This window comes from Sphingopyxis sp. H053 (assembly GCF_001468225.1).
In the GTDB taxonomy this organism is placed as follows: Bacteria; Pseudomonadota; Alphaproteobacteria; order Sphingomonadales; family Sphingomonadaceae; genus Sphingopyxis.
The window spans coordinates 150863-176051 of record NZ_LNRU01000006.1; the positions used below are offsets into that span (position 1 = coordinate 150863).

20 protein-coding genes, 1 tRNA gene and 1 pseudogene are annotated in these 25189 nt (G+C 64.7%); 12 read left to right on the forward strand and 10 right to left on the reverse strand.

The features are described from left to right. Positions 1-36: 36 nt before the first annotated feature. The 5 genes from ATE70_RS13170 (at position 37) to ATE70_RS13190 (ending at position 6037) form a co-directional block, all read left to right on the forward strand. Positions 37-939, forward strand: a complete 903-nt coding sequence (locus tag ATE70_RS13170) for a LysR family transcriptional regulator (RefSeq protein ID WP_058538365.1) — start codon at positions 37-39, stop codon at positions 937-939. Between the two features lie 181 nt (positions 940-1120). Further along, entirely contained in the window at positions 1121-2047 is a 927-nt protein-coding gene (gene cysD / locus ATE70_RS13175; protein ID WP_082639860.1) for a sulfate adenylyltransferase subunit CysD, read from the forward strand. Beyond that, positions 2047-3963 carry a sulfate adenylyltransferase subunit CysN gene (gene cysN / locus ATE70_RS13180; protein WP_058538367.1) on the forward strand — a complete coding sequence of 639 codons (1917 nt, stop codon included), beginning with the start codon at positions 2047-2049 and terminating at the stop codon, positions 3961-3963. The genes cysD and cysN overlap by 1 nt, the downstream gene beginning before the upstream one ends. A gap of 10 nt (positions 3964-3973) precedes the next feature. Further along, a complete protein-coding gene (locus ATE70_RS13185; protein WP_058538368.1) occupies positions 3974-4717 on the forward strand; it encodes a 3'(2'),5'-bisphosphate nucleotidase CysQ in 744 nt (247 codons plus the stop codon). Between the two features lie 180 nt (positions 4718-4897). Continuing rightward, positions 4898-6037 carry a zinc-binding dehydrogenase gene (locus ATE70_RS13190; RefSeq protein ID WP_058538369.1) on the forward strand — a complete coding sequence of 380 codons (1140 nt, stop codon included), beginning with the start codon at positions 4898-4900 and terminating at the stop codon, positions 6035-6037. A 343-nt stretch (positions 6038-6380) separates the two neighbouring features. Here the strand turns inward: ATE70_RS13190 and ATE70_RS13195 are convergent, their stop codons facing one another. The 4 genes and pseudogenes from ATE70_RS13195 to ATE70_RS25840 form a co-directional block, all read right to left on the reverse strand. Beyond that, positions 6381-7532 (reverse strand): cell wall hydrolase, encoded by a 1152-nt coding sequence (locus ATE70_RS13195; RefSeq protein WP_058538370.1) that lies wholly within the window; start codon positions 7530-7532, stop codon positions 6381-6383. Positions 7533-7541: 9 nt separating this feature from the next. Next, entirely contained in the window at positions 7542-8462 is a 921-nt protein-coding gene (cysK, locus tag ATE70_RS13200; RefSeq protein ID WP_058538371.1) for a cysteine synthase A, read from the reverse strand. Continuing rightward, positions 8459-9127, reverse strand: a complete 669-nt coding sequence (locus tag ATE70_RS13205) for an RBBP9/YdeN family alpha/beta hydrolase (protein ID WP_058538372.1) — start codon at positions 9125-9127, stop codon at positions 8459-8461. Before ATE70_RS13205 ends, cysK begins: the two co-directional genes overlap by 4 nt. Positions 9128-9252: 125 nt before the next feature. Next, positions 9253-10622: pseudogene (locus ATE70_RS25840) on the reverse strand (MFS transporter). A gap of 128 nt (positions 10623-10750) precedes the next feature. Between ATE70_RS25840 and ATE70_RS13215 the strand changes: the two are divergent. The 3 genes from ATE70_RS13215 to ATE70_RS13225 are packed head-to-tail and all read left to right on the forward strand — an operon-like array spanning position 10751 to position 15483. Further along, positions 10751-12472, forward strand: a complete 1722-nt coding sequence (locus ATE70_RS13215; RefSeq protein WP_082639857.1) for a DUF885 domain-containing protein — start codon at positions 10751-10753, stop codon at positions 12470-12472. A gap of 54 nt (positions 12473-12526) precedes the next feature. Continuing rightward, a complete protein-coding gene (locus tag ATE70_RS13220; RefSeq protein WP_058538373.1) occupies positions 12527-13705 on the forward strand; it encodes a YARHG domain-containing protein in 1179 nt (392 codons plus the stop codon). Then, positions 13702-15483, forward strand: a complete 1782-nt coding sequence (locus ATE70_RS13225; protein WP_058538374.1) for an adenylate/guanylate cyclase domain-containing protein — start codon at positions 13702-13704, stop codon at positions 15481-15483. The genes ATE70_RS13220 and ATE70_RS13225 overlap by 4 nt, the downstream gene beginning before the upstream one ends. On the opposite strand, the gene ATE70_RS13230 is transcribed toward ATE70_RS13225, so the two are convergent. Then, the gene (locus ATE70_RS13230) at positions 15475-16776 is read right to left on the reverse strand and encodes an RsmB/NOP family class I SAM-dependent RNA methyltransferase (RefSeq protein WP_058538375.1); all 1302 of its coding nucleotides are present in this window, start codon (positions 16774-16776) and stop codon (positions 15475-15477) included. The genes ATE70_RS13225 and ATE70_RS13230 overlap by 9 nt on opposite strands. Positions 16777-16831: 55 nt before the next feature. Here ATE70_RS13230 and ATE70_RS13235 point away from each other — a divergent pair, with 55 nt between their 5' ends. Continuing rightward, positions 16832-17041 (forward strand): DUF1674 domain-containing protein, encoded by a 210-nt coding sequence (locus tag ATE70_RS13235; RefSeq protein WP_058538600.1) that lies wholly within the window; start codon positions 16832-16834, stop codon positions 17039-17041. Between the two features lie 95 nt (positions 17042-17136). On the opposite strand, the gene ATE70_RS13240 is transcribed toward ATE70_RS13235, so the two are convergent. After that, entirely contained in the window at positions 17137-17916 is a 780-nt protein-coding gene (locus ATE70_RS13240) for a SapC family protein (protein WP_058538376.1), read from the reverse strand. A 130-nt stretch (positions 17917-18046) separates the two neighbouring features. After that, on the reverse strand, positions 18047-19471 hold the full coding sequence (locus ATE70_RS13245; protein WP_058538377.1) for an FAD-binding oxidoreductase: 1425 nt from the start codon (positions 19469-19471) through the stop codon (positions 18047-18049). A gap of 189 nt (positions 19472-19660) precedes the next feature. On the opposite strand from ATE70_RS13245, the gene ATE70_RS13250 reads away from it, so the two are divergent. Beyond that, positions 19661-20185 carry a hypothetical protein gene (locus ATE70_RS13250; protein ID WP_058538378.1) on the forward strand — a complete coding sequence of 175 codons (525 nt, stop codon included), beginning with the start codon at positions 19661-19663 and terminating at the stop codon, positions 20183-20185. 114 nt (positions 20186-20299) lie between these two features. Continuing rightward, positions 20300-21706, forward strand: coding sequence for a DEAD/DEAH box helicase (locus tag ATE70_RS13255; protein ID WP_058538379.1), 1407 nt, complete (start codon positions 20300-20302; stop codon positions 21704-21706). Between the two features lie 24 nt (positions 21707-21730). Here the strand turns inward: ATE70_RS13255 and ATE70_RS13260 are convergent, their stop codons facing one another. Beyond that, positions 21731-22747, reverse strand: a complete 1017-nt coding sequence (locus ATE70_RS13260) for an NADP-dependent oxidoreductase (RefSeq protein ID WP_082639889.1) — start codon at positions 22745-22747, stop codon at positions 21731-21733. A gap of 97 nt (positions 22748-22844) precedes the next feature. Between ATE70_RS13260 and ATE70_RS13265 the strand changes: the two genes are divergently transcribed. Continuing rightward, positions 22845-22920, forward strand: a tRNA-Ala gene (locus tag ATE70_RS13265). A gap of 17 nt (positions 22921-22937) precedes the next feature. On the opposite strand, the gene ATE70_RS13270 is transcribed toward ATE70_RS13265, so the two are convergent. After that, positions 22938-24101 (reverse strand): acyl-CoA dehydrogenase family protein, encoded by a 1164-nt coding sequence (locus ATE70_RS13270; protein ID WP_058538380.1) that lies wholly within the window; start codon positions 24099-24101, stop codon positions 22938-22940. A gap of 18 nt (positions 24102-24119) precedes the next feature. Beyond that, positions 24120-25169: an aspartyl/asparaginyl beta-hydroxylase domain-containing protein gene (locus ATE70_RS13275; protein WP_231732688.1), complete on the reverse strand. Its 1050-nt coding sequence runs from the start codon at positions 25167-25169 to the stop codon at positions 24120-24122. Positions 25170-25189: the final 20 nt, after the last annotated feature.

Genomic DNA, 25189 nt, shown 5'->3' on the forward strand with positions numbered 1-25189 from the left:
ATTGAAACGAGGTGAGATTTGGCATAAAGAAAATTTATGATAAAGCGCACGCATATCCGCCAGTTCCTCGCCGTCGTCGACGCCGGCAGCTTTACCCAGGCGGCGCTGCGCATCCGCGTCACCCAGCCGGCGCTGTCGACGGGCATCGCCGAGCTCGAAAAGCTGGTCGGGACCGCACTGTTCATTCGCAACCGCCGCCAGATCCGGTTGACCGAGGCGGGCGGGCGTTTCCTGCCGATCGCGCGCGATCTCGAACGCGGCTTTCGCGCCGCCGACGGCTTCGGGCGCGATAGCGACCGCCGGTCGAGCGAACTCAAGCTCGGGGTGATCCGCTCGGCGCCTGCCGAATTGCTGCAAGCGATCGCCGCCGCGCTGCGGCCGAGCTTTGCGATCGAACTCGTCGAAAACAGCGACTCCGAACTGCGCGCCGCGCTCGGCAGCGGCCGCATCAACATGGCGCTCGTCCCGCTGCGGCCGGGCGAGCGCGGCGACCATGTGATGCCGCTCTATGAAGAACCGCTCGCGATGTTCATCGCATCGGACCATCCGCTGGCCGGGCGCATCGAGGTCGGCCCCGAGGAGCTAGCTGCTGAAACGATGATCGCGCGCCGCTCGTGCGAATTCCTCGATGCGACCAGCCGCTTCTTCACGCGCCACGGCGTCCGCCCGCGCTTCGCGCTGCGCAGCGAAAGCGACGAGCGTTGCCTGCGCATGGTCGCGGCGGGGATCGGGATCACCACAGCGCCCGTCTCGCTCGCAATCGACGGCATCGTCCCGCTCAAGGTCGCGGGCTATGACTTCCGCCGCGAACTCGGGCTGATCGCCGACCCCGCGTGGCGTACGCTCCCCGAAATCGCGCCGCGTCTCGCGCACGCGCTCGAAACGATCGGCGCGATCGCGGCCGAATGGCGACAGATGAAGGTCGATACCGCCGCATGACCCGCGCTCCCAAGACCCGCACCCCCAAGTCTGGCTTGCAGCGTCGAAAGGCCATAACGTTTGCCCCCTCGCATCACGCAGCGGTACGGCGGCGTCCTTCACCCCGTCCATTTGGACGTATGACTAGATGAAAAATGCCCTATTCCGCTCTCCACGGCGGAAGCGCGAGGAGGCGAGTTTGTTGTCGTCTGAGTTACAGACAAAATCACTGGAGCTGACCCATCTCGACCGGCTCGAGGCCGAGAGCATCCATATCATGCGCGAAGTGATGGCCGACGCGGCCAAGCCCGTGATGCTGTACAGCGTGGGCAAGGACAGCGCCGTCATGCTGCATCTCGCGCGCAAGGCCTTCTATCCCTCGCCGCCGCCGTTCCCGCTGCTCCACGTCGATACGACGTGGAAATTCCAGGCGATGTATGAACTCCGCGACCGCATGGCGCGCGAAAGCGGGATGGAATTGCTCGTCTATCAGAACCCCGAGGCCAAGGAGCGTGGGATCAATCCGTTCGACCATGGTCCGCTGCACACCGACATGTGGAAGACCGAGGGGCTGAAGCAGGCGCTCGACCTCCACGGCTTCGACGTCGCCTTCGGCGGCGCGCGCCGCGACGAGGAAAAAAGCCGCGCCAAGGAGCGCATCTTCTCGTTCCGCACCGCGACCCATGGCTGGGATCCGAAGAAGCAGCGCCCCGAGCTCTGGAACCTCTACAACGCCCGTAAGGCGAAGGGCGAGAGCATCCGCGTCTTCCCGATCTCGAACTGGACCGAGCTCGACATCTGGCAGTACATCGCGCGCGAGAATATCCCGATCGTGCCGCTCTATTTCGCCGCACCGCGCCCGACCGTCGAGCGCGACGGCTTGCTCCTGATGGTCGATGACGACCGCTTTCCCTTGCTGCCGGGCGAGACGCCCGTCGAACGCTCGGTCCGCTTCCGCACCCTAGGCTGCTACCCGCTCACCGGCGCGGTCGAGAGCGAGGCGAGCACGCTGTCCGAGGTGATCCAGGAAATGCTGCTCACCACCACCAGCGAGCGCCAGGGGCGCATCATCGACAAGGATGGTGGTGACGCGTCGATGGAGAAGAAGAAGCAGGAGGGGTATTTCTGATGACCGATCCTGTTTACGTCACCGACGCCCTTATCGCCGAGGATATCGACGCCTATCTCGAACAGCATCAGCAGAAATCTTTGCTCCGCTTCATCACCTGCGGCTCGGTCGACGACGGCAAATCGACGCTGATCGGGCGCCTGCTCTATGACTCGAAGATGATCTTCGAGGATCAGCTTGCAGCATTGGAAGCCGACAGCAAGCGCGTCGGCACACAGGGGCAGGAGATCGACTTCGCGCTGCTCGTCGACGGCCTCGCCGCCGAGCGCGAGCAGGGGATCACGATCGACGTCGCCTATCGCTTTTTCACGACCGAGAAGCGCAAGTTCATCGTCGCCGACACCCCGGGACACGAACAATATACGCGCAACATGGTCACCGGCGCCTCGACCGCCGACCTCGCCGTGATCCTAATCGACGCGCGCAAGGGCGTGCTCACGCAGACGCGCCGCCACAGCTTCCTCGCGCACCTGATCGGCATCAAGCATATCGTGCTCGCGGTGAACAAGATGGACCTTGTCGGCTATGACAAGAGTGTGTTCGACCGCATCACGCTGGCGTACCGCGCTTTCGCGAGCGAGATCGGCATCACCAATTTCACCGCGATCCCGATTTCGGGGTTCAAGGGCGACAATATCACCGCGCTCTCGGACAACACCCCGTGGTTCAAGGGGCCGGCGCTGATCGAACATCTCGAAAATGTCGAGATCGGAGCCGCCGCCGACGAAGCCAAGCCCTTCCGCTTGCCAGTGCAGTGGGTCAACCGCCCGAACCTCGATTTCCGCGGCTTCTCGGGCCAGCTTGCGAGCGGCAAGGTCCGGCCCGGCGACGCCGTGCGCATCCTGCCGAGCGGCAAGACGACGACGGTCGATCGTATCGTCACCCTCGATGGCGACTTGGGCGAAGCCGTCGCAGGCCAGTCGGTGACGCTGACGCTCGCCGACGAGGTCGACTGCTCGCGCGGCGACGTCATCGCCGCCGCCGACGCGCCGCCCGAGGCCGCCGACCAGTTCGAGGCAACGCTCGTGTGGATGGCCGACGAGGCGATGATTGCGGGCCGGGCCTATTGGCTCAAGCTCGCGACACAATCCGTCTCGGCGACGATCCAGCAGCCGAAGTACGAGATCAACGTCAACACGCTCGACCATCTCGCGGCGAAGACGCTCGACCTCAACGGTATCGGCGTCGTCGAGCTGTCGACCGACAAGCCGATCGTGTTCGAGGCCTATGGCGACAACCGCACAAGCCCCAACAAGGTGATGGGCGGCTTCATCCTGATCGACAAGCTGACCAACGCGACGGTCGCCGCGGGCATGCTGCACTTCAGCCTGCGCCGCGCGCAGAATGTCCATTGGCAGGCGACCGACATCGACCGCGACATGCGCGCGAACCTGAAGAACCAGCGGCCCGCGTTGCTCTGGTTCACCGGGCTGTCGGGATCGGGCAAGTCGACGATCGCGAACCTCGTCGAGAAAAAGCTGCACCGGATGAACCGCCACAGCTTCCTGCTCGACGGCGACAATGTCCGTCACGGGCTCAACCGCGACCTCGGCTTTACCGAGGCCGACCGGATCGAGAATATCCGCCGCGTCGGCGAGGTCGCGAAACTGATGAGCGATGCGGGCCTGATCGTCATCACCGCCTTCATCTCGCCGTTCCGCGTCGAGCGCGAAATGGTGCGCGGCATGTTGCCCGAGGGTGAGTTCATCGAAGTCTTCATCGATACACCGTTGGCCGAGGCCGAGAAGCGCGACGTCAAAGGCCTCTATAAAAAGGCGCGCGCGGGGCAGCTCAAGAATTTCACCGGCATCGACAGCCCCTATGAGGCGCCCGAGAGCCCGGAAATTCGCATCGACACGACCGCGATGACGCCCGAGGAAGCGGCCGACCTCATCATCGACCGCCTGCTGGGATAATTGGAACAATATGGCTGAAAGTGACGCCGAACTCGCCGAAAGGCTCGCGGCCGCCGCGGGCGCGATCCTGCTCGACCTGCGCGGAAAGGGCGACCTCGACGGCAAAGCGCTGGGTCAAGCGGGCGACGAAGCCGCCAACGCGATGCTGTGCCGCGAAATCCGCGCCGTGCGTCCCGACGACGCGCTGCTGTCCGAGGAAGAAAAGGACAATGTGGCGCGCTGTGGCCAGAGCCGCGTCTGGATCGTCGACCCGCTCGACGGCACGCGCGAATATGGCGAGGGGCGGGACGATTGGGCGGTGCATGTCGCGCTTGCGGTCGATGGCGTGGCAAGCGTCGGCGCGGTCGCGCTGCCGGGGCTCGGGCTGACGCTGACATCGGCCGCCCCCGCGCCGCTCCAGCCCGCGAATACCCCGCTCAAGATGCTCGTCAGCCGCACGCGCCCCGCTGCCGAAGCCGTCTTCGTCGCCGAACGGATCGGCGCCGAACTGCTCGCCATGGGCTCGGCGGGCGCCAAGGCGATGGCGGTCGTGCGCGGCGAGGCCGACATCTATCTCCACACCGGCGGCCAATATGAATGGGACAATTGTGCGCCCGTCGCGGTTGCGCAGGCGGCGGGGCTGCACGTCAGCCGGGTCGACGGATCGCCGCTTCGCTACAACAACGCTGACACCTATCTGCCCGACCTGCTGATCTGCCGGAAAGAGCTTGCCGCCGAGGTGCTTCGCCTCGCCGCGCAATATTCGCCGGGCTAAAAGCGACTCAAATCCCGTTCGTGTCGAGCGAAGTCGAGACACCCGTCGGGAGCGCGTGCCTAATAGGCCTCTCGACTTCGCTCGATGCGAACGGAGAGAAAAGTGACGGCGGGCCCATTGTCACGCGCGGCCGCCTCGCCTAATCCGTTGCATCAAGAAACCGAATACGGGAGATGCGCGATGACCGACCTGCCTGAAACCAACCTTACCATGCTGACGCTCGTGAAGCCCGAAGGGCAGCTCGAGGTGTCGCTCGAACCCCGCCCGATGCCGACGCCGAAGCCGCATGAGGTGCTGGTGAAGGTGCTTGCCGCGCCGATCAATCCGTCGGACCTCGGCCTGCTGTTCGGCGGCGCCGACATGTCGACCGCGCGTGCGTCGACCAGGGACGGCCAGCCGCGGATCACCGCTGACGTCCCGCCCGCGGGCATGCGCGCAATGGGCGGCCGCATCGGCGATGCGCTCGCGATCGGCAACGAAGGCTGCGGCACCGTCGTCGCAGCGGGCGACACGCCCGAGGCGCAGGCGCTGCTGGGCAAGACTGTCGCGCTGCTCGGCGGCGAAATGTATGCCGAATATCGCTGCCTGCCGGTGCAGATGGTGATGCCGCTCCCCGACGGCACCGATCCCGCCGACGGGGCTTCCTGCTTCGTCAATCCGCTGACCTCGCTCGCGTTCACCGAGACGATGCGGATGGAGAATCACAGCGCGATCGTCCACACCGCCGCGGCCTCGAACCTCGGTCAGATGCTCGTCAAGATTTGCGCCAAGGACGGCATCCCGCTCGTCAACATCGTGCGCAGCGACGCGCAGGTCGAGATACTGAAAGGCATCGGCGCGAAATATATCGTCAACAGCAGCGCCGACGATTTCATGGAGCGACTGGTCGACGCGATCGTCGAGACCGGCGCGACGATCGGCTTCGATGCGACCGGCGGCGGCAAGCTCGCGGGCCAGATCCTGACCGCGATGGAAGCCGCCGCGGTCAAGCGCATGACGACCTACAGCCGCTATGGCTCGGACACGTTCAAGCAGGTCTATATCTATGGCGCGCTCGACCTGTCCCCGACGACCTTCTCGGCGCGGAGCTTCGGTCTGACCTGGGCGCTCGGCGGCTTCCTGCTGACCCCGTTCATGGCGAAGGCGGGCATGGAGACCGTCGGGCGGATGCGGAAACGCGTCGTCGATGAACTGACGACGACGTTCAAGAGCCACTACAGTCACGAAATCTCGCTGACCGAGGCGCTGAATGTCGATACGGCGCAGGCGTATAATGCGAAGCGCACGGGCGAGAAATATCTGATCAAGCCGCACGGATAGGATGGGGTTGCGTCCGGTCACGACCGGAAGCGGACACCCCGTACGAAGGGAAAGGGTGCGCGGACCGCTTCCCATCCCCGATCGGTCACGACCCACAAAACACAGCTTTCCTACATTATTTCCATATGTCAGCGTCGGCTCTGGCTCTTTGATTTCGTAGAAACTCGGTCTGCTGCTTAAAGCGACAAAGGCGATATTTTCGACGCGCGCATTGGTATCATTTGCCGCCTTAAAGCCACAAAAGCCACAATTCGCATGCGTGCATGCGGGGCTTTTGTGGCTTTATCGCCGAACGAAGTGCGATTTCAGAGTGAAGTTAGGCGGAGTTCCGCCATTTCGTGAATCAGCGTTTCATGCACTGACGCACATCGTCGCGCTTATATTCGCTGCAATTCCACAGCGCCTTTTCGAACCCCGCCTTGTCGTCGCGGAGGTAGGAGAAGGTCATCGCCGCGCGCTGCGTGTCGCTCATCGCGTCGCTGTCGGGCTTCAACACCGGATTGGTCCAGCCCATGAACTTGCAATAGGGCTTGTCGCCGCACAGCCGGAGCGCGGTGGTAACGAAGCTCTCGGGCGCCGCCTTGCGGTCGAGCTGGGTGTAGATGGTGTCGCGGCCCGCGCTCTCGCCCGCGCCGGCGACGACGCGCGCTTCGCCGACCGCGGCATTGGCATCGACGCCCGCCATTTCGACCGGCAAGCCAAGTGCCATCGCGTGCAGCGGCGATATCGCCGCGAGCTTCGCCACCGGGCCGTCGCTTCCCGACACCGCGCCACGGAACGCGCCCGGGGTGCCCCAATAGCCCGGCCAGCGAAAAAAGAGGTGGGTGTCGACGATCGCGATCTTCTCGAGGCTGTCGCTCCAATAGGGGCGGACCCAGTCGGTGTGATAATGGGTGGCGAGGCCGACGGGCGGATAGGTGCCGCCCGACAGCATCATGTCGGCATTGCCCCGCGCGCGCTGCCAGGCCGCGTCCGAATAGCGGCGGTTCAATGCCCCGTCGCAGGTAAAGGTGAACTGGCACCCCGTCGTGCGTTCCGAACCCTGGAACACGACGCCGCAGATCGACTTGGGGAAGGCCGGATGGCGGGCGCGGTTGATCACCACCTGGCCGACCGCCTGCTGTCCCTTGGCGTCGTCGCCCGCCTCATAAAGCATCGCGGCGGCAAGGCAGTCGCGGGCGCGGGCCTTCGCGTCGCCGCCGCCCGCATAAACGAACGGTCGCGCCGCGACGAAGCCCTTCGTAATCAGCGCGACCTCGGCGTTCTGCGCGCGCGCGTCGTCTTCGGTGACCGGCGCCAGTACCATCGGCTCGACTTCGGGCACGATGTCGGCGGGCGGCGCCACCGGTTGCCGATGCGCCACATGCTTTCGCGTGCCGGTCGAATGGCTCGTATAGATCACCGCCACCACCGCCGCGACGACGATCAGGACGAACAGCCAGCCCGTCCAGTCGCGCCGCAGGGGCAACGCCGTTTGATCGTCGTGGGGGTGCACGAGCGGTCCTCAGATCTCCGGGAGGAAATCGGGAACCGACAGGTAACGCTCGCCGGTGTCATAGTTGAAACCGAGCACGCGGCTGCCCGCGGGAAGTTCGGCGAGCTTCTGTGCGATGGCCGCGAGGGTCGCGCCCGACGAGATGCCGACAAGCATGCCCTCCTCGGTCGCGGCGCGGCGTGCGAAAGTCTTGGCGTCGGCAGCATCGACCTTGATCACGCCATCGAGCAGGTCGGTGTGCAGGTTGCGCGGGATGAAGCCGGCGCCGATGCCCTGGATCGGGTGCGGGCCGGGCTGGCCGCCCGAAATCACGGGCGAGAGATCGGGTTCGACGGCATAGACCTTCAAATTCGGCCAATGTCCTTTCAGGAACTGTGCAACGCCCGTGATATGCCCACCGGTGCCGACGCCAGTGATCAGCACATCGATCGGGCTGTCCTTGAAATCGGCGAGGATTTCGGGACCCGTCGTGCGGACGTGAACGTCGATATTGGCTTCATTCTCGAACTGCTGCGGCATCCACGCGCCGGGGGTCGTCTCGACCAGTTCGATCGCGCGCTCGATCGCGCCCTTCATGCCCTTTTCGCGCGGCGTCAGGTCGAAGGTCGCGCCATAGGCGAGCATCAACCGGCGGCGTTCGACCGACATGCTTTCGGGCATGACGAGCACGAGCTTATAGCCTTTGACCGCGGCGGCCATCGCGAGGCCGATGCCGGTGTTACCCGACGTCGGCTCGACGATGGTGCCGCCGGCTTTCAGGCTGCCGTCCTTTTCGGCGGCCTCGATCATCGCAAGGCCGATTCGATCCTTGATCGATCCACCGGGATTGCTGCGTTCCGACTTCACCCAGACTTCGGCGTCGGGGAACAGCTTGGCGACACGGATGTGCGGCGTGTTGCCGATGGTATCGAGGATCGAATTGGCTTTCATGATCGGTGCGCTCTTTCCTTGAATTCGAACCGCGGGTCGCGGCGGACACGATTTGGCCAGTCTCCGGCACGCAGCCAGAGCGCCTCGTCCGCCAGCGCCGGCGTGGTCGCGGGTTGTAACGAGGCGAGCAGATACTGTCCATAAGGCCAGTCCGCGATGCCCGAGTCCGCGTTGATATGGCCGAACGGCCCGGCGTTGACGAACCGCGCGTCCCAGTGCCGCGACAGGCGCCAGACATAGGAGGTTTTGGCATAAGGATCATCATCGCTGGCTACGACGATCATCGGCGTCTGCGACGAAAGCGGCGGCGAGTCGGTAAAGCTTTCGACCCGCGTGTCGCGCCTGAGCTGCGTCAGGTCGGGCGGCGCGACGAGCAGCGCGCCGGCGATCCGGTCGCGTGCGACGCTGCTGGCGGCGGCGAACCAATGGGCAAAGGCATGGCAGCCAAGGCTGTGTGCCGCAACGAGGACGGGTTCATGTTCGGCATCGATCGCGGCGGCGATCTTCTCGACCCACTCGTCTTTCACGGGTTCGTCCCACCCGCCGAGTTCGACTCGTTCGCAGCGAGCGAAGCTTCGCTCCCACAGGCTTTGCCAATGGGTCGGGCCGCTGTTGTAAAGCCCGGGAATGGTCAGGATTTTATGGCGGATATTCGAATTGTGCATGGCGGTCGCTCCATCGGGGGAGAGAGGGGAACCGCGGTGACGGGTGAGCCCTATTTAACTCAACTGATTAAATTGACAATATGCTTTTGACGAAAGGAGCACGAGGTACGGCGAATGGTTTTATCTTATCCGTTGGTCTGCCTGAACTGCGGCTCGAACGTCCGTGCACGCCGCAGTTCGGGAAATATCCAGGCCCAGAGCGCGGTCACACCGACCGCCGCGGCGCCGCCTACGACAACCGCGCTGACCGGACCAAGCGCCGCCGCCATCGCCCCGGCGCGCATTTCGCCGAGCTCGTTCGAAGCGGAAATGGCAAGCCCCGACGCGGCGCTGACGCGGCCGCGCATATGGTCAGGCGTGTTGAGCTGGATCAGCGTGCCGCGCACAAAGACCGAGAACATGTCGGCGGCGCCCATCAGGACAAGGACGCCGAGCGACAGGAACAGGTTGGTCGAGAGCCCGAACACCACTGTCCCGGCGCCGAAGGCGGCGACCGCCCACAGCATCTTCACCCCGACGTTGCGCTCGATCGGACGGATGGCGAGGCCGACCGCTACGCCAACCGATCCAAAGGCGACGGCGGCGCGCATCAATCCGGCGCCTTCGGGTCCGGCGTGCAATATATCGCGCGCGAACACCGGGAACATCGCGGTCGCGCCTGCGAGCAGCACGGCGAACAGGTCGAGCGTGATCGTCCCGAGCAGGAAACGCTCGATCCACACGAAGCGCAAACCGTCGACCATCTCGCGCAGCGGATGGCGGCGGACTTCGGCGGGCGGCGGCTGGACCCGCCATCCTCCTTGCCATATCGGCCTTCACGCTCAGCCGGGTGCGGCGGCTGGACCCGCCGCACCCGGCTGAGCGTGAAGGCCGATATGGCAAGGAGGATGGCCGAGAAAACATACACGGCGCCCGGATGAGCCGCATAGATGAGGCCGCCTGCCGCAGGGCCGATCACCGACGCCGACTGCCACGCGATGCTGCTCATCGCGATCGCGCGGGGCAGCACCGCGGGCGGGACGATATTGGGCGCGATCGCGCTCATTGCTGGCCCCGAGAAGACGCGCGCGACGCCGTGGAGCGCGGCGAGGGTGAAGAGCAACGGCAGCGTCAACTGGTCGTGCCAGGTGAACCAGCCGAGCGTGGCGGCAATGAGGAGATCGATGAGGTTCGAAAAGATCGCGACGCTGCGCCGCTCGAACCGGTCGGCCGCCCATCCCGCGACGGGCGTCAGGATGGCGAGCGGAACGAACTGGAAGAGGCCGAGCAGCCCGAGCTGGAACGACGCTTCCTTGATCGACATGCCATAGTCGGTGCGCGCGGTGTCATAGAGCTGGTAACCGATCACGACGACCATCGCGATCGTCGCCATGACCGCGGTGAAGCGCGCGAGCCAGAAATAGCGAAAGTCGGGAAAACTGAGCGGGGAGGGGGCTTTGGGCGTTGCTTCCGGCATGACCGGGTCTTCGCCTTCGGGGGGAGGGATCGTCGCCATTGCAGACCGCCGTAGCCCGCTTTTCGGGACTGTCCAGATGGCATAGCTTTGCCGTTCGTCGATTATCGGATGTCATTGATCGGGGCCGCTGGCAGAAGCACCCCCACAGGAGTCAGGGAGACACTCGAATGAAAAACAAACTTGCCCGCTTCGGCGGCGCTGCAATGGCCGCGACTTTGCTGGTTCTCACCGCGTGCAACGCATCCGACAACAAGTCGGCAACCGCCCCGAGCGCGAAGAACTGGACCGAATTCCGCGATAATTTCCTGAAAGGCTATTTTCCGCTCAATCCGAATTTCGCGGTCTATCAGGGCAAGCATGAGTTCGACGGCCAATTGCCCGACTGGTCGCCCGAGGGACTCGAAAAGCAGGCGGCCTATCTCGAAAAGGCGATTGCCGATGCCAAGGCTTTCGACGGCGAGATGACCGATGCCGAGAAGTTCGAGCGCGATTACCTAGTCCATGTTGCGCAGGGCCAGCTCTTCTTCCTTCGCGATACCGATTTCGCGCAGAAGAACCCGTCCTTCTACACTGGCGCGCTCGACCCCAACGTCTATATCGCGCGCCCCTATGCCGACGCGACGACGCGGATGAAGGCCTTTATCGCTTACGCTGAAAAGGTCCCCGCGGCTGCTGCGCAGATCAAGGCCAACCTCAAGCTTCCGCTGCCCGCGACCTTCGTCAAATATGGCACCGCGGGCTTCGGCGGTTTTGCCGACTATTATAAGGGCGACGCCAAAGCCGCCTTTGCCTCGGTCAAGGATGCGGCGCTGCAGAAGCAGTTCGACGAGGCCGCTACGAAGGCGGGTGCAGCGATGACCGACCTTGCCAAATATGTCGGATCGCAGCCGGGCACGCCCGACGGCTACGCGCTCGGCGCCGCGAAATTCTCGAAGATGATCCTGACCAACGAAGGCGTCGACACGCCGCTCGACGAACTCGAGCGCATCGGGCAGGCCGACCTCAAGCGCAATCAGGACGCGCTCAAGGCGGCTTGTTCCACCTATGCTGCGGGGATGACGATCGCCGACTGCATGAAGAAGATGAACTCGGACAAGCCCGCCGACGGCCCGGTCGCGGAGGCGCGGCGCCAGCTGCCGACGCTGCGCGCCTTCCTGATCGAAAAGGATATCGTCACGATCCCGGGCACCGAGCAGGCGCAGGTCGAGGAATCGCCGCCGTACAACCGGCAGAACAGCGCCTATATCGATATCCCCGGGCCGTATGAGAAAGGTCTGCCGTCGGTCTATTATATCTCGCCGCCCGATCCGGCGTGGGACAAGCAGACGCAGGCCGATTTCGTACCGGGCCGCAAGGATCTGATGTTCACTTCGGTCCACGAAGTCTGGCCGGGCCACTTCCTCAATTTCCTTCACTCGAACCGCGCCGAAAGCATCTTCGGCAAGCTGTTCGTCGGCTATGCCTTCGCCGAAGGCTGGGCGCATTATACCGAGGAAATGATGTGGGACGCGGGGCTCGGCGAGGGCGATCCCGAAACGCACATCGGCCAGCTTTCGAACGCGCTGCTGCGCGATTGCCGTTACCTGTCGGCAATCGGGCTGCACACCAAGGGCATGACCGTCGCGGACTCCGAAAAGCTGTTCAAGGAGCAATGCTATCAGGATGAGGGCAATGCACGGCAGCAGGCGGCGCGCGGTACGTACGATCCCGCCTATCTCAACTACACGATGGGCAAGCTGATGATCCGCAAGCTGCGCGAAGACTGGACCAAGGGCGACAAGACGAGGTGGAAAGCGTTCCACGACGAGTTCCTGTCGTACGGCGGCCCGCCGATCCCGATGGTTCGCGCGGCGATGATGAAGGAAGAGGCGCCGAAGGCGGTCTTCTGAGGCTGGCGAATCGAACGACCGACGGCTAGCCTCTTCAAAACAGGGGGCTAGCCGATGGTTGACGTGTTCATTTCCTATTCGCGCGACAACAAGGCGCGCGTCGCCGACATCGCCGCGGCCGTAACCGCGGCGGGCTATGATGTCTGGTGGGATGCCGAGCTGCCGCCGCATCGCTCGTACGGCGATGTGATCGCCGAGAAGATCGGCAGTGCGAAGGCGGCGATCGTCGTCTGGTCGTACACATCGGCGCAATCCGAATGGGTGCGCGCCGAGGCCGACGTCGCGCGAAACCAGAAGAAGCTCGTCCAGACCGCCATCGACGATGTGATGCCGCCGCTGCCGTTCAACCAGATCCAGTTCGCCGATTTGCGCGACTGGAACGGCGATCCGGCGCACAGCGGCTGGCGCAAGGTTCTGATGAGTCTCGAGGAGCTGTGCGGGCGCGAAGCGGCGCCCGCACCGGTGGAAAAAAACGCATCGGCGCCGGTCGCGCCTCCACCACTCGCTTCGGGTGATTGGCAGGCAGCATCGCCGCCCTCAAAGTCATCATTCCTCCCTTGGGCCCTGCTCGGGTTGGCCGTGATCGCCGTCGCACTGCTGGCGTGGAAGTTATTGCAGCCGGCGGCGGCGCCCGAAGCGACCGTGGTTGCGACTTCGGCAGCGACCAATGCCGCGCCTGCTCCGGCCGATGAAGCCAGGGCTGCGCCGAGCGAGCCAGTCGAAGCCTTCACATTGGCGGCCGTGATCGACGACCCAGAGGGCTTCACCAACATCCGTTCGGAGCACAGCGCCCAAAGCAGGATCCTTGGCAAAGTGCTCGAGGGCGAGAAATTCCTGACTTACAAGCAGTCGGGCCAGTGGTGGCGCGTGCGCAAGGCCGACGGCACGACGGGCTTCATGTTCCGCAAATATATCCGGCTCGTCGAAGGCCGCACGCCGGCGATCCCCGCCGGTGCCGCGCCGACCGGCGTCGGTGGCAGCGGTGTCGTCATTCCCGATTCCTCGGACCGGCTGCTTTCGGCCGACGAGCTGGGCAATTACAGCGCGCTCGAACTCCGGATAGCACGCAACGAGATTTTCGCACGCAACGGGTTCCGCTTCAGCGATCCGTCGCTCCGCCAGCATTTCAGCCAATTCAGCTGGTATAGCCCAACCAGCGACACGGTCGAACTGTCCGCCACCGAGAAAGCGAATGTCGCGTTGCTGAAATCGGCCGAAACAGCGGCACGATGACGGGATCGGCGGACCGAACCACGGCCGCCGAAGCCGAGGTCGCGCACCGGCTGGCCGAGGGCGATGCGCTGAGTGCGTTCGATTGCGCTGCTGCGGCCCGGCGCGACGGCGTTGAAAGCCCGCGCCTGCGCTACCTGATGGTGCGCGCACTCGCCGCCTCGGGCGACAGCCTGGGCGCAATGCACCTCTATGAGCAGCTGGGCCTCGCCGCGTCGGGCGATGTCGACAGCCTCGCGCTGGCGGGGCGGATATGGAAGGATGCCGCCTTCGACAAAAGCGGCGACCGCCGCACGGTGCTGCTGGGGCAGGCCGTGGCCGCCTATCATCATGCGTGGACGCTTTCGGGCGCCGCCTTTCCGGCGATCAACGCCGCGAGCCTCTATGCGCTGCTCGGCGAGCGCGAGCGCGCCGCGGCGTTGGCGGGGCCGATCGCCGCAAATGGCGCCGCCGATAATTATTGGGATCTGGTGACGCTGGTCGAGGCACTGCTGCTGCTGAACCGCGGCGAGGAAGCGCTGCGTCCCGCACAAGCGGCCAATAATCAGGCGGGGATCCGCGCAGGAGACCGCGCCTCAACGTGCCGCCAGCTGTCGCGCCTTGCCGAAAGCGGTGCGATTGACGCAGGTCATGCCGGTGCGATCGTCGACCTGCTTCGTCCGCCCCCGGTCGGGGTCTATTGCGGGCGGATGTTCCGTGCGGGCGGCGCCGGCGAGGTCAATGCCCGCACCGCCATCGCCACCGCGCTCGATACGCAGCCGCTTTCGGCGCTGATCGGCCCGCTGGCTTGCGGCGCCGACATCCTGTTCGCTGAAGAAGCGATCGCGCGCGGGATCGACCTGACTGTCGTGCTGCCCTTCGCCGAGGAAGACTTCATTGCCCAGTCGGTGCTGTCGGGCGGTGAGGCCTGGCTGGCGCGTTATGTCGCGTGCCGCGACCGGGCCGCGATGGTCCATTTCGCCAGCGGTTCGCGCTATGTCAGCGACGATTGCCAGTTCGTCCTCGGCTCGCACACGATGATGGGCCTCGCGAAGCTGCGCGCGCGCGAACTGGAAACGACCGCGATCCAGCTCGCGGTGGTCGATCCCGAAGTCGCGGCGCGTTCCTCAGCTGCGATCGCCGGGACGAATGCCGATATTGCGTTGTGGCAGGAGCATGGCGGCGAGACCCTGACGATTTCTGTTGGCGCTCTCGACCGCAACCTCGACTTTCCCGCAGCGCCAACGCCGCCGGACGGGACGCGCCGCGGGCTTTACGCCATCTTGTTCGCGGATTTCGCGGGCTTTTCGAAGCTGGGCGAAGCTGAACTGCCGATCTTTGCCAGCGAGGTGATGGGCGGGATCGGCCGCATTCTCGACGATTTCGGTGATGCGGTGTTGTTCCGCAATAGCTGGGGTGACGCAGTCTATGCGATCATCGACGACCCGGCGACGGCGGCGCGGATCGCGCTCGCTATGCAGGAGCGGCTCGATATTCTGCCACCGGGGCTCGGGCTCGACGGCCAAAAGGCCGGAATGCGGACGGGCATTCATTTCGGGCCGATCTATCGCGGCATCGATCCCGTCGTCGGGAACGAGCTATGGTACGGCACCGAGGTGACCCGCACTGCGCGGATCGAGCCGGTCACACTGGTGGGGCAGGTTTATTGCACGCAGCCGCTAGCGGCGATGCTCGCACTCCGCAACGCCCGCGATTTCGATTGCGATTATGTCGGCAAGGTGCAGCTCGCCAAGGACTATGGCGAGCTCGCCCTCTATCGATTGTCGCGCAGCTCAGCCTGATGGTGCGCGCAGCCGCGCGACGAAAAAGCCATCGAGACCGCCCGCGTCGGCGAGCATGGCGGGGAGCGTACGGATCAGGCCCTTGTCGTCGGCGACAACCGCTTCGGGCAGTTCGTCGGCGCGCGCGGGATCGATGCTCCATCCGGCATGGCGGTCGAGGAAGGTCGAGACCTGATCCTCGCCCTCGGCCTGCTCGAGCGAGCAGGTCGCATAGATCAGCGTCCCGCCCGGTTTGACCCAGCGCGCCGCGCGCGACAGCAGTTCGGTCTGAAGCTCTGCCATTTCGGCGATCTGCCGCGGTTCGATGCGGTGGAGCACATCGGGGTGCCGGCGGAAGATACCGGTAGCCGAGCAGGGGGCGTCGAGGAGCACCGCGTCGGCTTGATCTTCGGGTGCCCACGAGCGGATGTCGCCCTGGACGATGTCGGCCGACAGGCCGGTCCGTTCCATATTGGCGCGCAGCCGTTCGAGGCGTTTGGCGCTGGAATCGACCGCGACGACGTTCCATCCCGCCGCCGCGAGCTGCATTGTCTTGCCCCCGGGCGCGGCGCAGAGGTCGAGTACGGTCCGGCCTTCGCCGGCGCCGAGCAGGCGCGCGGGCAGGCTGGCCGCCAGATCCTGCACCCACCAGCCGCCTTCGCGATAGCCTGGCATCGTCTCGACCGCCTGCCCGCGGGGCAGGCGGCGATGGCGCGGTGCGAGCGAAACGGCGTCGGGCCATTCTTCCGTACCCGGTTCGGCGGCGAAGCTGAGGTCGATCGGCGGCGGCGCACTCCACGCCGCTTCTGCCGCTTCGACCATCGGCAGGCCCCATTGCTCGGCCCACCGTTCGGCGGTGGGCAGGGGAAGCGTGGCGCGGTCGGGCAGCTGCCATTCTTCCTGCTGCGCGCGCGACAGGATTGCGTGAACCAGCCGTCGCGGCCCGCCATCGACGAGCGGCAAGGCGGTCGACACGACCGCATGGCCGGGGCTTTTGAGAACGAGCAACTGCGCCAGCGCAATCCGCAACACAGCGCGCGATTTGACGTCGTCAGGGAGAATTTGCGCCGTCGCGCCGTCGATCAGCGCGTCGAGGTCGACCATCCAGCGCAGCGTTTCGGACACGATCGCCACCGCGAAGGCGCGGTCGGTGGCCGTCAGGCCTTGGGTGGCGGCATGCATTGCGATGTCCAGCGGGTCGCCGCGCCGCAGGATCGCGTCGATCAACCGCAGCGCGGCGCGTCGCGTCGCCGTACCCGCGGGATCGGCGCCGCCGGACGATCGCGGGCGCCGGGGCGGGCGGCGATCAGCCATGATGGGCAACGGCGTGGTTGGCGTGACGCATGAAAAATCCTATAAGGCGGGTATCATGACCGACAGCAGCCAAAATGGAACCATCGGCGGAACGCCGCGCGCTGTAAAGCGCCCTGCGCATGTGAAAGCTCCCGCAGGCTGGACGAACAGCGCGGTTCCGTCGCCCGAGCCCATCCACGAGGATAGGGCCGAGGACCAACCCGGCGGGCGCAACCCTGTGCGCTATGGCGACTGGGAATTGAAGGGGGTCGCGGTCGACTTCTGATCGGGGCGCCGCGGTTCGGCCGATAATCTAGAGATAGCGCCGGAATTTAAATGGCCGCCCTTGCACTGAGCAAGGACGGCCACAGTTTTTTGTGATTAGACGGCCGGAAGCTCGGTGTTGAGGGGCATCTTGCCGCTCTTGACCTGTTCGGCGAACACTTCGCGCATAAGCTGCAGCGAGAAGAGGTGCGCGAAGATCAGGCCGAGGATGCCGTTCTGCATCAGCTTGCGCAGCACATCGCCGCGCAGTTCGCGCAGCTTGTTCTCGTCGACCATCTGGAAACCGCGATAGACGAAAGGCTTGTCATTGCCTTCCTGCTGGATGGCGACTTCGCCGTCCATCAGAAGGTCGGCCTTCTTCAGTTCGTCCATGAACATGCCGGTGCGCTGGCCGGCTTCTTCGAAATTCTTGCAGAATTCGAGAACGGCCTGAACCTGTTCCGACGGCTGGCCGTCGATGAACAGCGCATCGCCCTCGTCGAACTTGCCGATCGCGCCCGACGTCGGGTCGAAGCACAGCGACAGATCTTCCGAATCGGGCTGGAGCCGCGCGAGGAGGAAGGGGTAGCGGCGGATATAGGCCGGGACATAGACCGGATTGATCAGCTTGCCTTCGTCGTCGACGAAGGTGTTGATGCCTTCGTTCAGGCCCATCAGCGCGAGCGGAACCGGATTGTCGCCGGCCGAGAAGACGATCGGGAAAAAGCGGCATGCCGACACGAATTCGTCCGAGGTCAGCGGGATGGCGTGCTGGCCCACCAGGAATTCGGCGCTGTCGAGCGGACGTGCGTGGAAATCGGCGTGCTCGACGCTCGAAAGCGGGGCAAGGTCCTTGTAGAACAGCGGCAGATTGGCAGGTGCGGGCGCGGTGGCCATGTTTGAACTCCGGTAAAAGTCCCGAAGCTCGGGACGAAAAGGATAAAGCGCCTTATTGACCCGCGCCGCGCGGCGCAAGAGGGGGATGATGCAAGCGGGTGATATGCGGCGCGGCGGGACGGAGCGGTGGTCAGGCGACCAGTTTGCCGGGATTGAAGATGCCCGCTGGGTCGAGCCCGGCCTTGACTCCGCGCAGCGCGGACAAGCGCGCCGGACTGTCCAGTTCGGCCAGGATGTCGCGCTTCATCTGGCCGATGCCATGTTCGGCCGAGATCGACCCTCCGAGTTCGAGAACGTGCGAATAGACCAGCCGGCTGACGGCTGCGCCATGCTCGGCGAGCCATGCCGCGCCATCGGCGTCGGCGGGCGGCTGGACATGATGGTGGACATTGCCGTCGCCAAGATGCCCGAAAGATAGCGCGCGAGCACCCGAAAAGACCGAATTCAATCGCGCCGGATTCTCGGCGATGAAAGTTGGCATCAGATCGACGGGTACGCTGATGTCATGCTGGAGCGCCGGACCTTCCGCGCGTTCCGCTTCCGAGATGGAATCGCGCAGACGCCAGAAATCCTCGCTCTCGCGGTCGCTTTTGGCGATCACGACATCGCGGATCAACCCGGCGTCGAGTGCCGCAGCGAGTTGCCGTTCCAAGGCTTCACCCAAAGCCTGATCGCTTTCGCCGGCGAGTTCGAGCAGGACATACCACGGCTGCGCGGTCGCAAGCGGCGCGCGCGTCTGGGGAATATGGCGCAGCACCGCGTCGAGGCAGGCGTCCGGGATCAGCTCGAACCCCTCAAGCTCGCGCCCGATCGCGGCATCGACTTGGCGCAGCAGCAGCAGCGCGCTTTCGGGCGAATCGATCCCGATCCACGCCGTCCGCCGGGCGGCGGCCGCGGGGACGAGGCGCAGCGATGCGGCGGTGACGATCCCCAACGTCCCTTCGGCCCCGCAGAACAGGTGCCGCAGGTCATAGCCGCGGTTATCCTTTTTGAGCGGGGCCAGCCCGTCGAAAATGCTGCCATCGGGCAAAACCGCTTCGATGCCTGCAACCAGCGCGCGCATCGATCCGTGGCGGAGCACCTGGGTGCCGCCGGCGTTGGTCGACACCAGCCCGCCGATCGTTGCTGAGCCCTTGCCTCCAAGAGTGAGCGGAAAACGGAGCCCGTGCGCGAGGATGGCGTTGTGGAAATTCTCCAGGATCACGCCGGCTTCGGCAACGGCAAGCTGCCCCGCCTCGTCGATATGGCGTATCCGGTTCAGGCGCCGCAGGCTGAGCAGCAGCTGATCACCGCTGGCATCGGGGGTCGCGCCGCCTACCATGCCGCTGTTGCCGCCTTGGGGGACCAGTGCGACCTCGGCCTCGGCGCACAGGCGCACGATGGAAGCGACTTCGTCGGTGCTCGCGGGCGATAGCATCGCGGCGGCACGGCCGTGATATTTGCCGCGCCAGTCGGTCAGCCAAGGCGCCATCGCATCCGGGTCGGCGCTATAGCCTTTGGGGCCGAGCAAATTTGCGAATGCGTCGAGCAGCGATGCAGATGGCGGGCGCGTCATGCCGGTCCACTCCGGAAATTTCCTGCTCCACAAGCGGGCAGGGGGTGACAGCAGTTCATTTGATGTTCAATCATCCTTGTTAAAGGGAGCGATGGACGAATAGTATCTTTTCGTCCAGCGGGCATGGACGCGGGAGCCATAGGTGAGCGAAATCTTCGGTCAGAACGCCAAAGGAGCGGCAGCGGGGCTGTGCTGACGGCGGCATTCCTGTGGTTTGTGGCCGCGGCGCCAGCGGCGGACGCGGCGGTGCCCGTTGCCGCGCCGGAACCGTTGGTCGCAATTTCCTCGCCGACGCCCGAACAGGTTTCTTCCTTCTGGCAGGTGGTGATCGAGCAGCAGCTGATCATCCGCGTGCCCGCCCAGCGTTCGCAGCTCAACAATTTCGCGGCGGGCCCATCGATGTCCAAACGCGCGACCGAACTGCCGGTCGTCTGGAAAGAGAAAAAGGCACCCAAATGCGTATCGATGCGCAATATTTTGGGGATGCAGGCGGTCCAGCGCGACAGCATCGATATCATCACGCGGCAGAAGCAGCGGCTACGCGCGCAACTCAACCGCGGTTGCCGCGCGCTCGATTTTTATGCCGGTTTCTACATGCAAGGTAGCAAGGACGGAAAATTGTGCGAGGATCGTGATCAGATCCACGCTCGGACCGGCGCAAAGTGCGAGATCGACAAGTTCAAGCTGATGGTTCCGGTCCGCGAAGACGATTAATCGCGTTTATCGCGGCCTTTCCTTGACTTTTCCCCATCATTTGCCCAATGGCCGCGGCAACGTCCGCCTGCGTGGGAGGCTGGGCGCCAACTCTTTTCCGGACATGATGATCTTATGAAATTTGCCGACATCGGCCTTTCCGACGAACTTTTGCGCGCGATCGACGAGTCGGGGTATAACGAAGCGACCCCGATCCAGGCGGGAGTTATTCCGTCGGTCCTGATGATGCGCGACATCATCGGCATCGCCCAGACGGGCACCGGCAAGACCGCGTCGTTCGTGCTGCCGATGATCGACATCCTCGCTCATGGCCGCGCCCGTGCGCTGATGCCGCGCTCGCTGATCCTCGCGCCGACGCGCGAACTCGCGGCGCAGGTCGCTGAAAATTTTGAAAAATACGGCAAATATCACAAGCTTTCGATGGCGCTGCTGATCGGCGGCGTGCAGATGGGCGATCAGGTCAAGGCGCTCGAAAAGGGTGTCGACGTGTTGATCGCGACGCCGGGCCGCCTGATGGATTTGTTCGAACGCGGCAAGATTTTGCTGACCGGTTGCAACCTGCTTGTCATCGACGAAGCCGACCGGATGCTCGACATGGGCTTCATTCCCGACATCGAGAATATCTGCACCAAGCTGCCGGCGACTCGGCAGACCCTGCTCTTCTCGGCAACGATGCCGGCGCCGATCAAGCGGCTCGCCGACAAGTTTCTGTCGAACCCGAAGACGATCGAAGTCGCGCGTCCGGCAAGCCGGAACGAGAATATCGAGCAGTTCCTGGTTAAGACATCGGAACGCAGCAAGCGTGACACGCTTCGCAGCCTGATCGAGACCGAGAAGGTCGGCACCGCGATCATCTTCTGCAACCGCAAGACGACCGTGCGCGAGTTGGCTAAATCGCTGCAACGCTATGGCTATAAGGCGGGCGAGATCCAGGGCGACATGGACCAGTCGAGCCGCACCGCCGAACTCGAACGGTTCAAGAACGGCACGATCAACATCCTGGTCGCGTCGGACGTCGCGGCGCGCGGGCTCGACGTCAAGGGCGTCAGCCACGTCTTCAATTTCGACGCGCCGTGGCACCCCGACGATTATGTCCACCGCATCGGCCGCACCGGCCGCGCAGGCGCCCAGGGGCGCGCCTTCACTCTGGTGACGCCGTCGGATGACGAGGCGATCGACAATATCCAGAAGCTGACCGGCTACAAGATTCCGATCCATGGCGGCGGCGCGCCGGCGGCGGATGTCGCCAAGCCCGACCGCGATGCGGAAGAGGGCGAGCCGCGGCGCGGACGTTCGGCGCGCGGCGGGCGCGGCAAAGCTGCTGCGAAGCCGGAGAAGGCACCTGCGCGTCCGGCGCCGGCCGCACCCGCCGCCGAAGCGCAGCCCGCGAAGCCGCGCGAGGACAGGAAGCCGCGCAATGATCGCAAGCCGGCGCCCGCCAAGCGTGACGATCTGGACGGCCCCGACGATGGCTGGAACGGCCCGATGCCGGGCTTCCTGTCGGTCGGTTTCGACAGCTGACGCCGGGCGGAAAGCGGTTGCTGGTCAGACCCTGACCAGCATCTTTCCCATATTGCTGCCAGAAAACAGGCCGAGGAAGGCGTCGGGCGCCGACGTCAACCCGTCGTGCACTGTCTCGCGCATCGTGACCGCGCCGCTGGCGATCAGGCCGCCCATGTCGGCATAGAATTCTTCCATGCAGTCGATGAACTGGTCGGTGTAGATGAAGCCTTCCATGCGGATCCGGGCCGGAATGGCCCGGATTATATATTTCATCTCCTGCGGCTTCGCGTCGTTGTAGACGTCGATCATGCCGCAGATCGCGAAGCGCGCGAAATCATTCGCCGTCGCAAAGGCCGCGTCGAGGTGCTCGCCGCCGACATTGTCGAAATAGACGTCGATGCCCGACTTGCCGAGGCGTTTGAGCGCGGCGGCGAGTTGGGGGAGCACCGGCCCAGCCTTATAATCGATCGCCGCGTCGGCGCCGAGATCAAGGGCCCACGCGCATTTGTCCGCGCCGCCGGCCGAGCCGATTACGGTCATTTCGCGCGCTTTGGCGATCTGTACGACCGCCGAACCGACCGCACCTGCGGCCGCCGAGACGAATATCGTATCGCCGGGCTTGGCCGCCGCGATGCGGAGCAAGCCGATCCATGCGGTTCCGCCGGTCAGGCCCATATTGTGCAGGAAGGTTTGCGGGGTCAGGCCCGCGGCCAGCATGTCGCCGGGCAGCTTGTTCGGCATCATGTCGAGACCGATGACGCCGCCGTCGCGCCAACCGCCCATGTGGAGGATCAGGTCACCCGGAGCAAAGCCCTCCATCCTGCTTTCGATGACTTCACCGATCGCCCCGCCGGTCATCGGCTGGTCGATCTGGAAGCTGGCGGCATAGCTTTTGGCGTCGTTCATTCGCCCCCGCATGTACGGATCGACCGACAGCCAGAGATTGCGGATGCGAAGCTGGTCCTTTTCGAGCGGCGCGTCGGGCACCTCGCGCAACGCGAAATTGTCGATCGTCGGCAGCCCCTGCGGACGACTGGTCAAATGCCAAGCCTTGGCCATCGGAATCCCCCCATTCCCAATTTCGCCGGCGACGGTGGTCATCGTCAGAAAAGCCGTTGCCACTGCCAATCAGCGTCGTTAATACGCTGCCGGTCGCGGGGCCGTAGCTCAGATGGGAGAGCGCTGCAATCGCACTGCAGAGGTCAGGGGTTCGATTCCCCTCGGCTCCACCAGCGACCTTCCCGACCGATCAGCCTGCAAAATCGCGAATCATATTCTTCGCAATCACTAGCTGCTGGATCTGCGTCGTCCCTTCATAAATGCGGTAAATGCGGCAGTCGCGATAGAAGCGTTCGGCCAGATATTCTTTGAGATAACCCGCGCCGCCGTGGATTTGCACGACGCGGTCAGCGACGCGCCCGCACATTTCGCTGGCGAACATTTTCGTTGCCGCGGCCTCGACGAGGATTTTCTCGCCGCGGTCGGCGCGCGCACACGCATCGGCGAGCATGCATTCGGCGGCATAGATTTCGGCCTTGCTGTCGGCGAGCATCGCCTGGATCAGCTGGAAGTTGGCGATGGGCTCGCCGAACGCCTTGCGCTCCATCGCATATTTCAGGCCGGCGTCGAGCATGCGCTTGGCATAGCCGACGCTCGCCGCCGCGACTGACAGGCGCCCGTTATCGAGGCTCTGCATCGCCGCGCGGAACCCGATGCCTTCCTCGCCGCCGAGCAGTGCGTCGCCGTCGACATGCACATCCTCGAGGATCACGTCGGCGATCTGCGACCCGGCCTGGCCCATCTTGCCATCGGGCTTGCCGATCGACACCCCCGGCGCGTCGCGCGGGACCATGAAGGCGCTGACATGCGCATTCTTGGGCAGCGCCTCGGCATTGGTGCGCGCCATGACGAGGATGACGTCGGCGAAGGGGGCGTTGGTAATGTAACGCTTGGTGCCATTGAGGACATAACCATTGCCGTCGCGCACGGCGCGCGTCTTCATCGCGGCGCTGTCCGATCCGCTGTCGGGCTCGGTGAGGCCGAATGCCGCGATTTCTCCGGCGGCGAGCTTGGGCAGCCAATGCTCCTTCTGCTGCGCCGTGCCGAACCCGACGAGCGACTTGCAGACCATGCCGATGTTGATCGAGACGATCGAGCGATAGGCAGGCGAGGCATAGGCGATCTCGCGGATAAAGCCGACATATTGGCTGACGTTCATGCCCGCGCCGCCATATTCCTCGGGCATCGTGACGCCGAACAGGCCCATGTCGCGCATTCCCGCAAGAATATCGTCGGGAACGCGGCCGAGTTCCTCCAGCTGGTCTTCCGCCGGGATCAACCGCTCGCGGACATAGCGCTGCAGCTGTTCGATGAAGGCTTCATAGATATCGGCGTCCATTCCCGGATTGGTCATCGTCTTCCTGTCCCTTGATTATTGTTCGGCGTAGGTGTCGATCGCCGAGAAAATACGCGTGAGTTGCTCGCGTTCGTCGGCGTCGATGTCGGGGCGCCAGATTTCGAACAGCAGGATCGTGCGGTCGCTGGTGCCGCGGTTCCAGGCTTCATGTTCGAAGCTGTCGTCGAAGATCAGCATCTCGCCCTCGCGCCACGCACGCGTTTCCGCGCCGACACGCAGACCGCAGCCATCGGGGACGATCAGCGGCAGATGGCAGATAAGGCGCGTGTTGAGCAGGCCGTGATGCGGCTGGATATGCGTGCCGGGCGTGAGGCGCGAGAAGAGTGCGATCGGTGCGCCGCCTAGGATCACCGGCTGCGGCGCCAGTTCGAGCGCGGCGAGGGTGGCGGGGCAGCGTTCGTCCATCCCGTCGGCAACGACCCCGTCCTTCCATAACCACGCGGCGCCCCAGTCGGGCTTGTCGAGCAGGGGGTTGTTGGGCGGCGGTCGGTCGGGGCTGGCGGTCACATAGGGACCGAAGCGATCGGACGAGTTGTCGATCAAGGCGCTGAGTTCGGCGCGGATTGCCCCCGTTGCGGCTTCGACTGCGGGAACCCAATCGAAGTCGGCCCGGTCGAAAAAGGGGCGCTGCGCGAGGCCGGGGAAGTAAAACATGCTGGGTTGTTGCAAATAAAGCGGCTGTTCGCCCGCAAGCATTCGGAGGGCCTCGGCGACCCGCGGTGTTGCGGTGCCGGCGTCGATCCCGGCACCGCGCAATTGGCCGAGAAGATGCTCTGCAAAGGCGCGGTCGGTTTCGGCGAGGAATTGTTCGGCGCGCTGGAGGCCGGGATGAAGGGCAGGCGGGACACTCCGGGCCTGTGCTGCGGTTCCGAGCGCTAACCGGTAAAAGCTCACCGCCGCGCGATCGTCGGCGAGGCGGCGCTTGAGTTCGGCCATGGCGAGCAGCACCGCGATATTGCCGCGGTCGGCGCGGATCGCATCGTCGAGCGCCGCGGTTTCCGCCGCAATATCGCCGCGGCGATGGGCGTCGCGTGCCCGGTCCAGCCATGTCGTCTGCTGCGTCATGGCTCTTGCCATAACGCAGC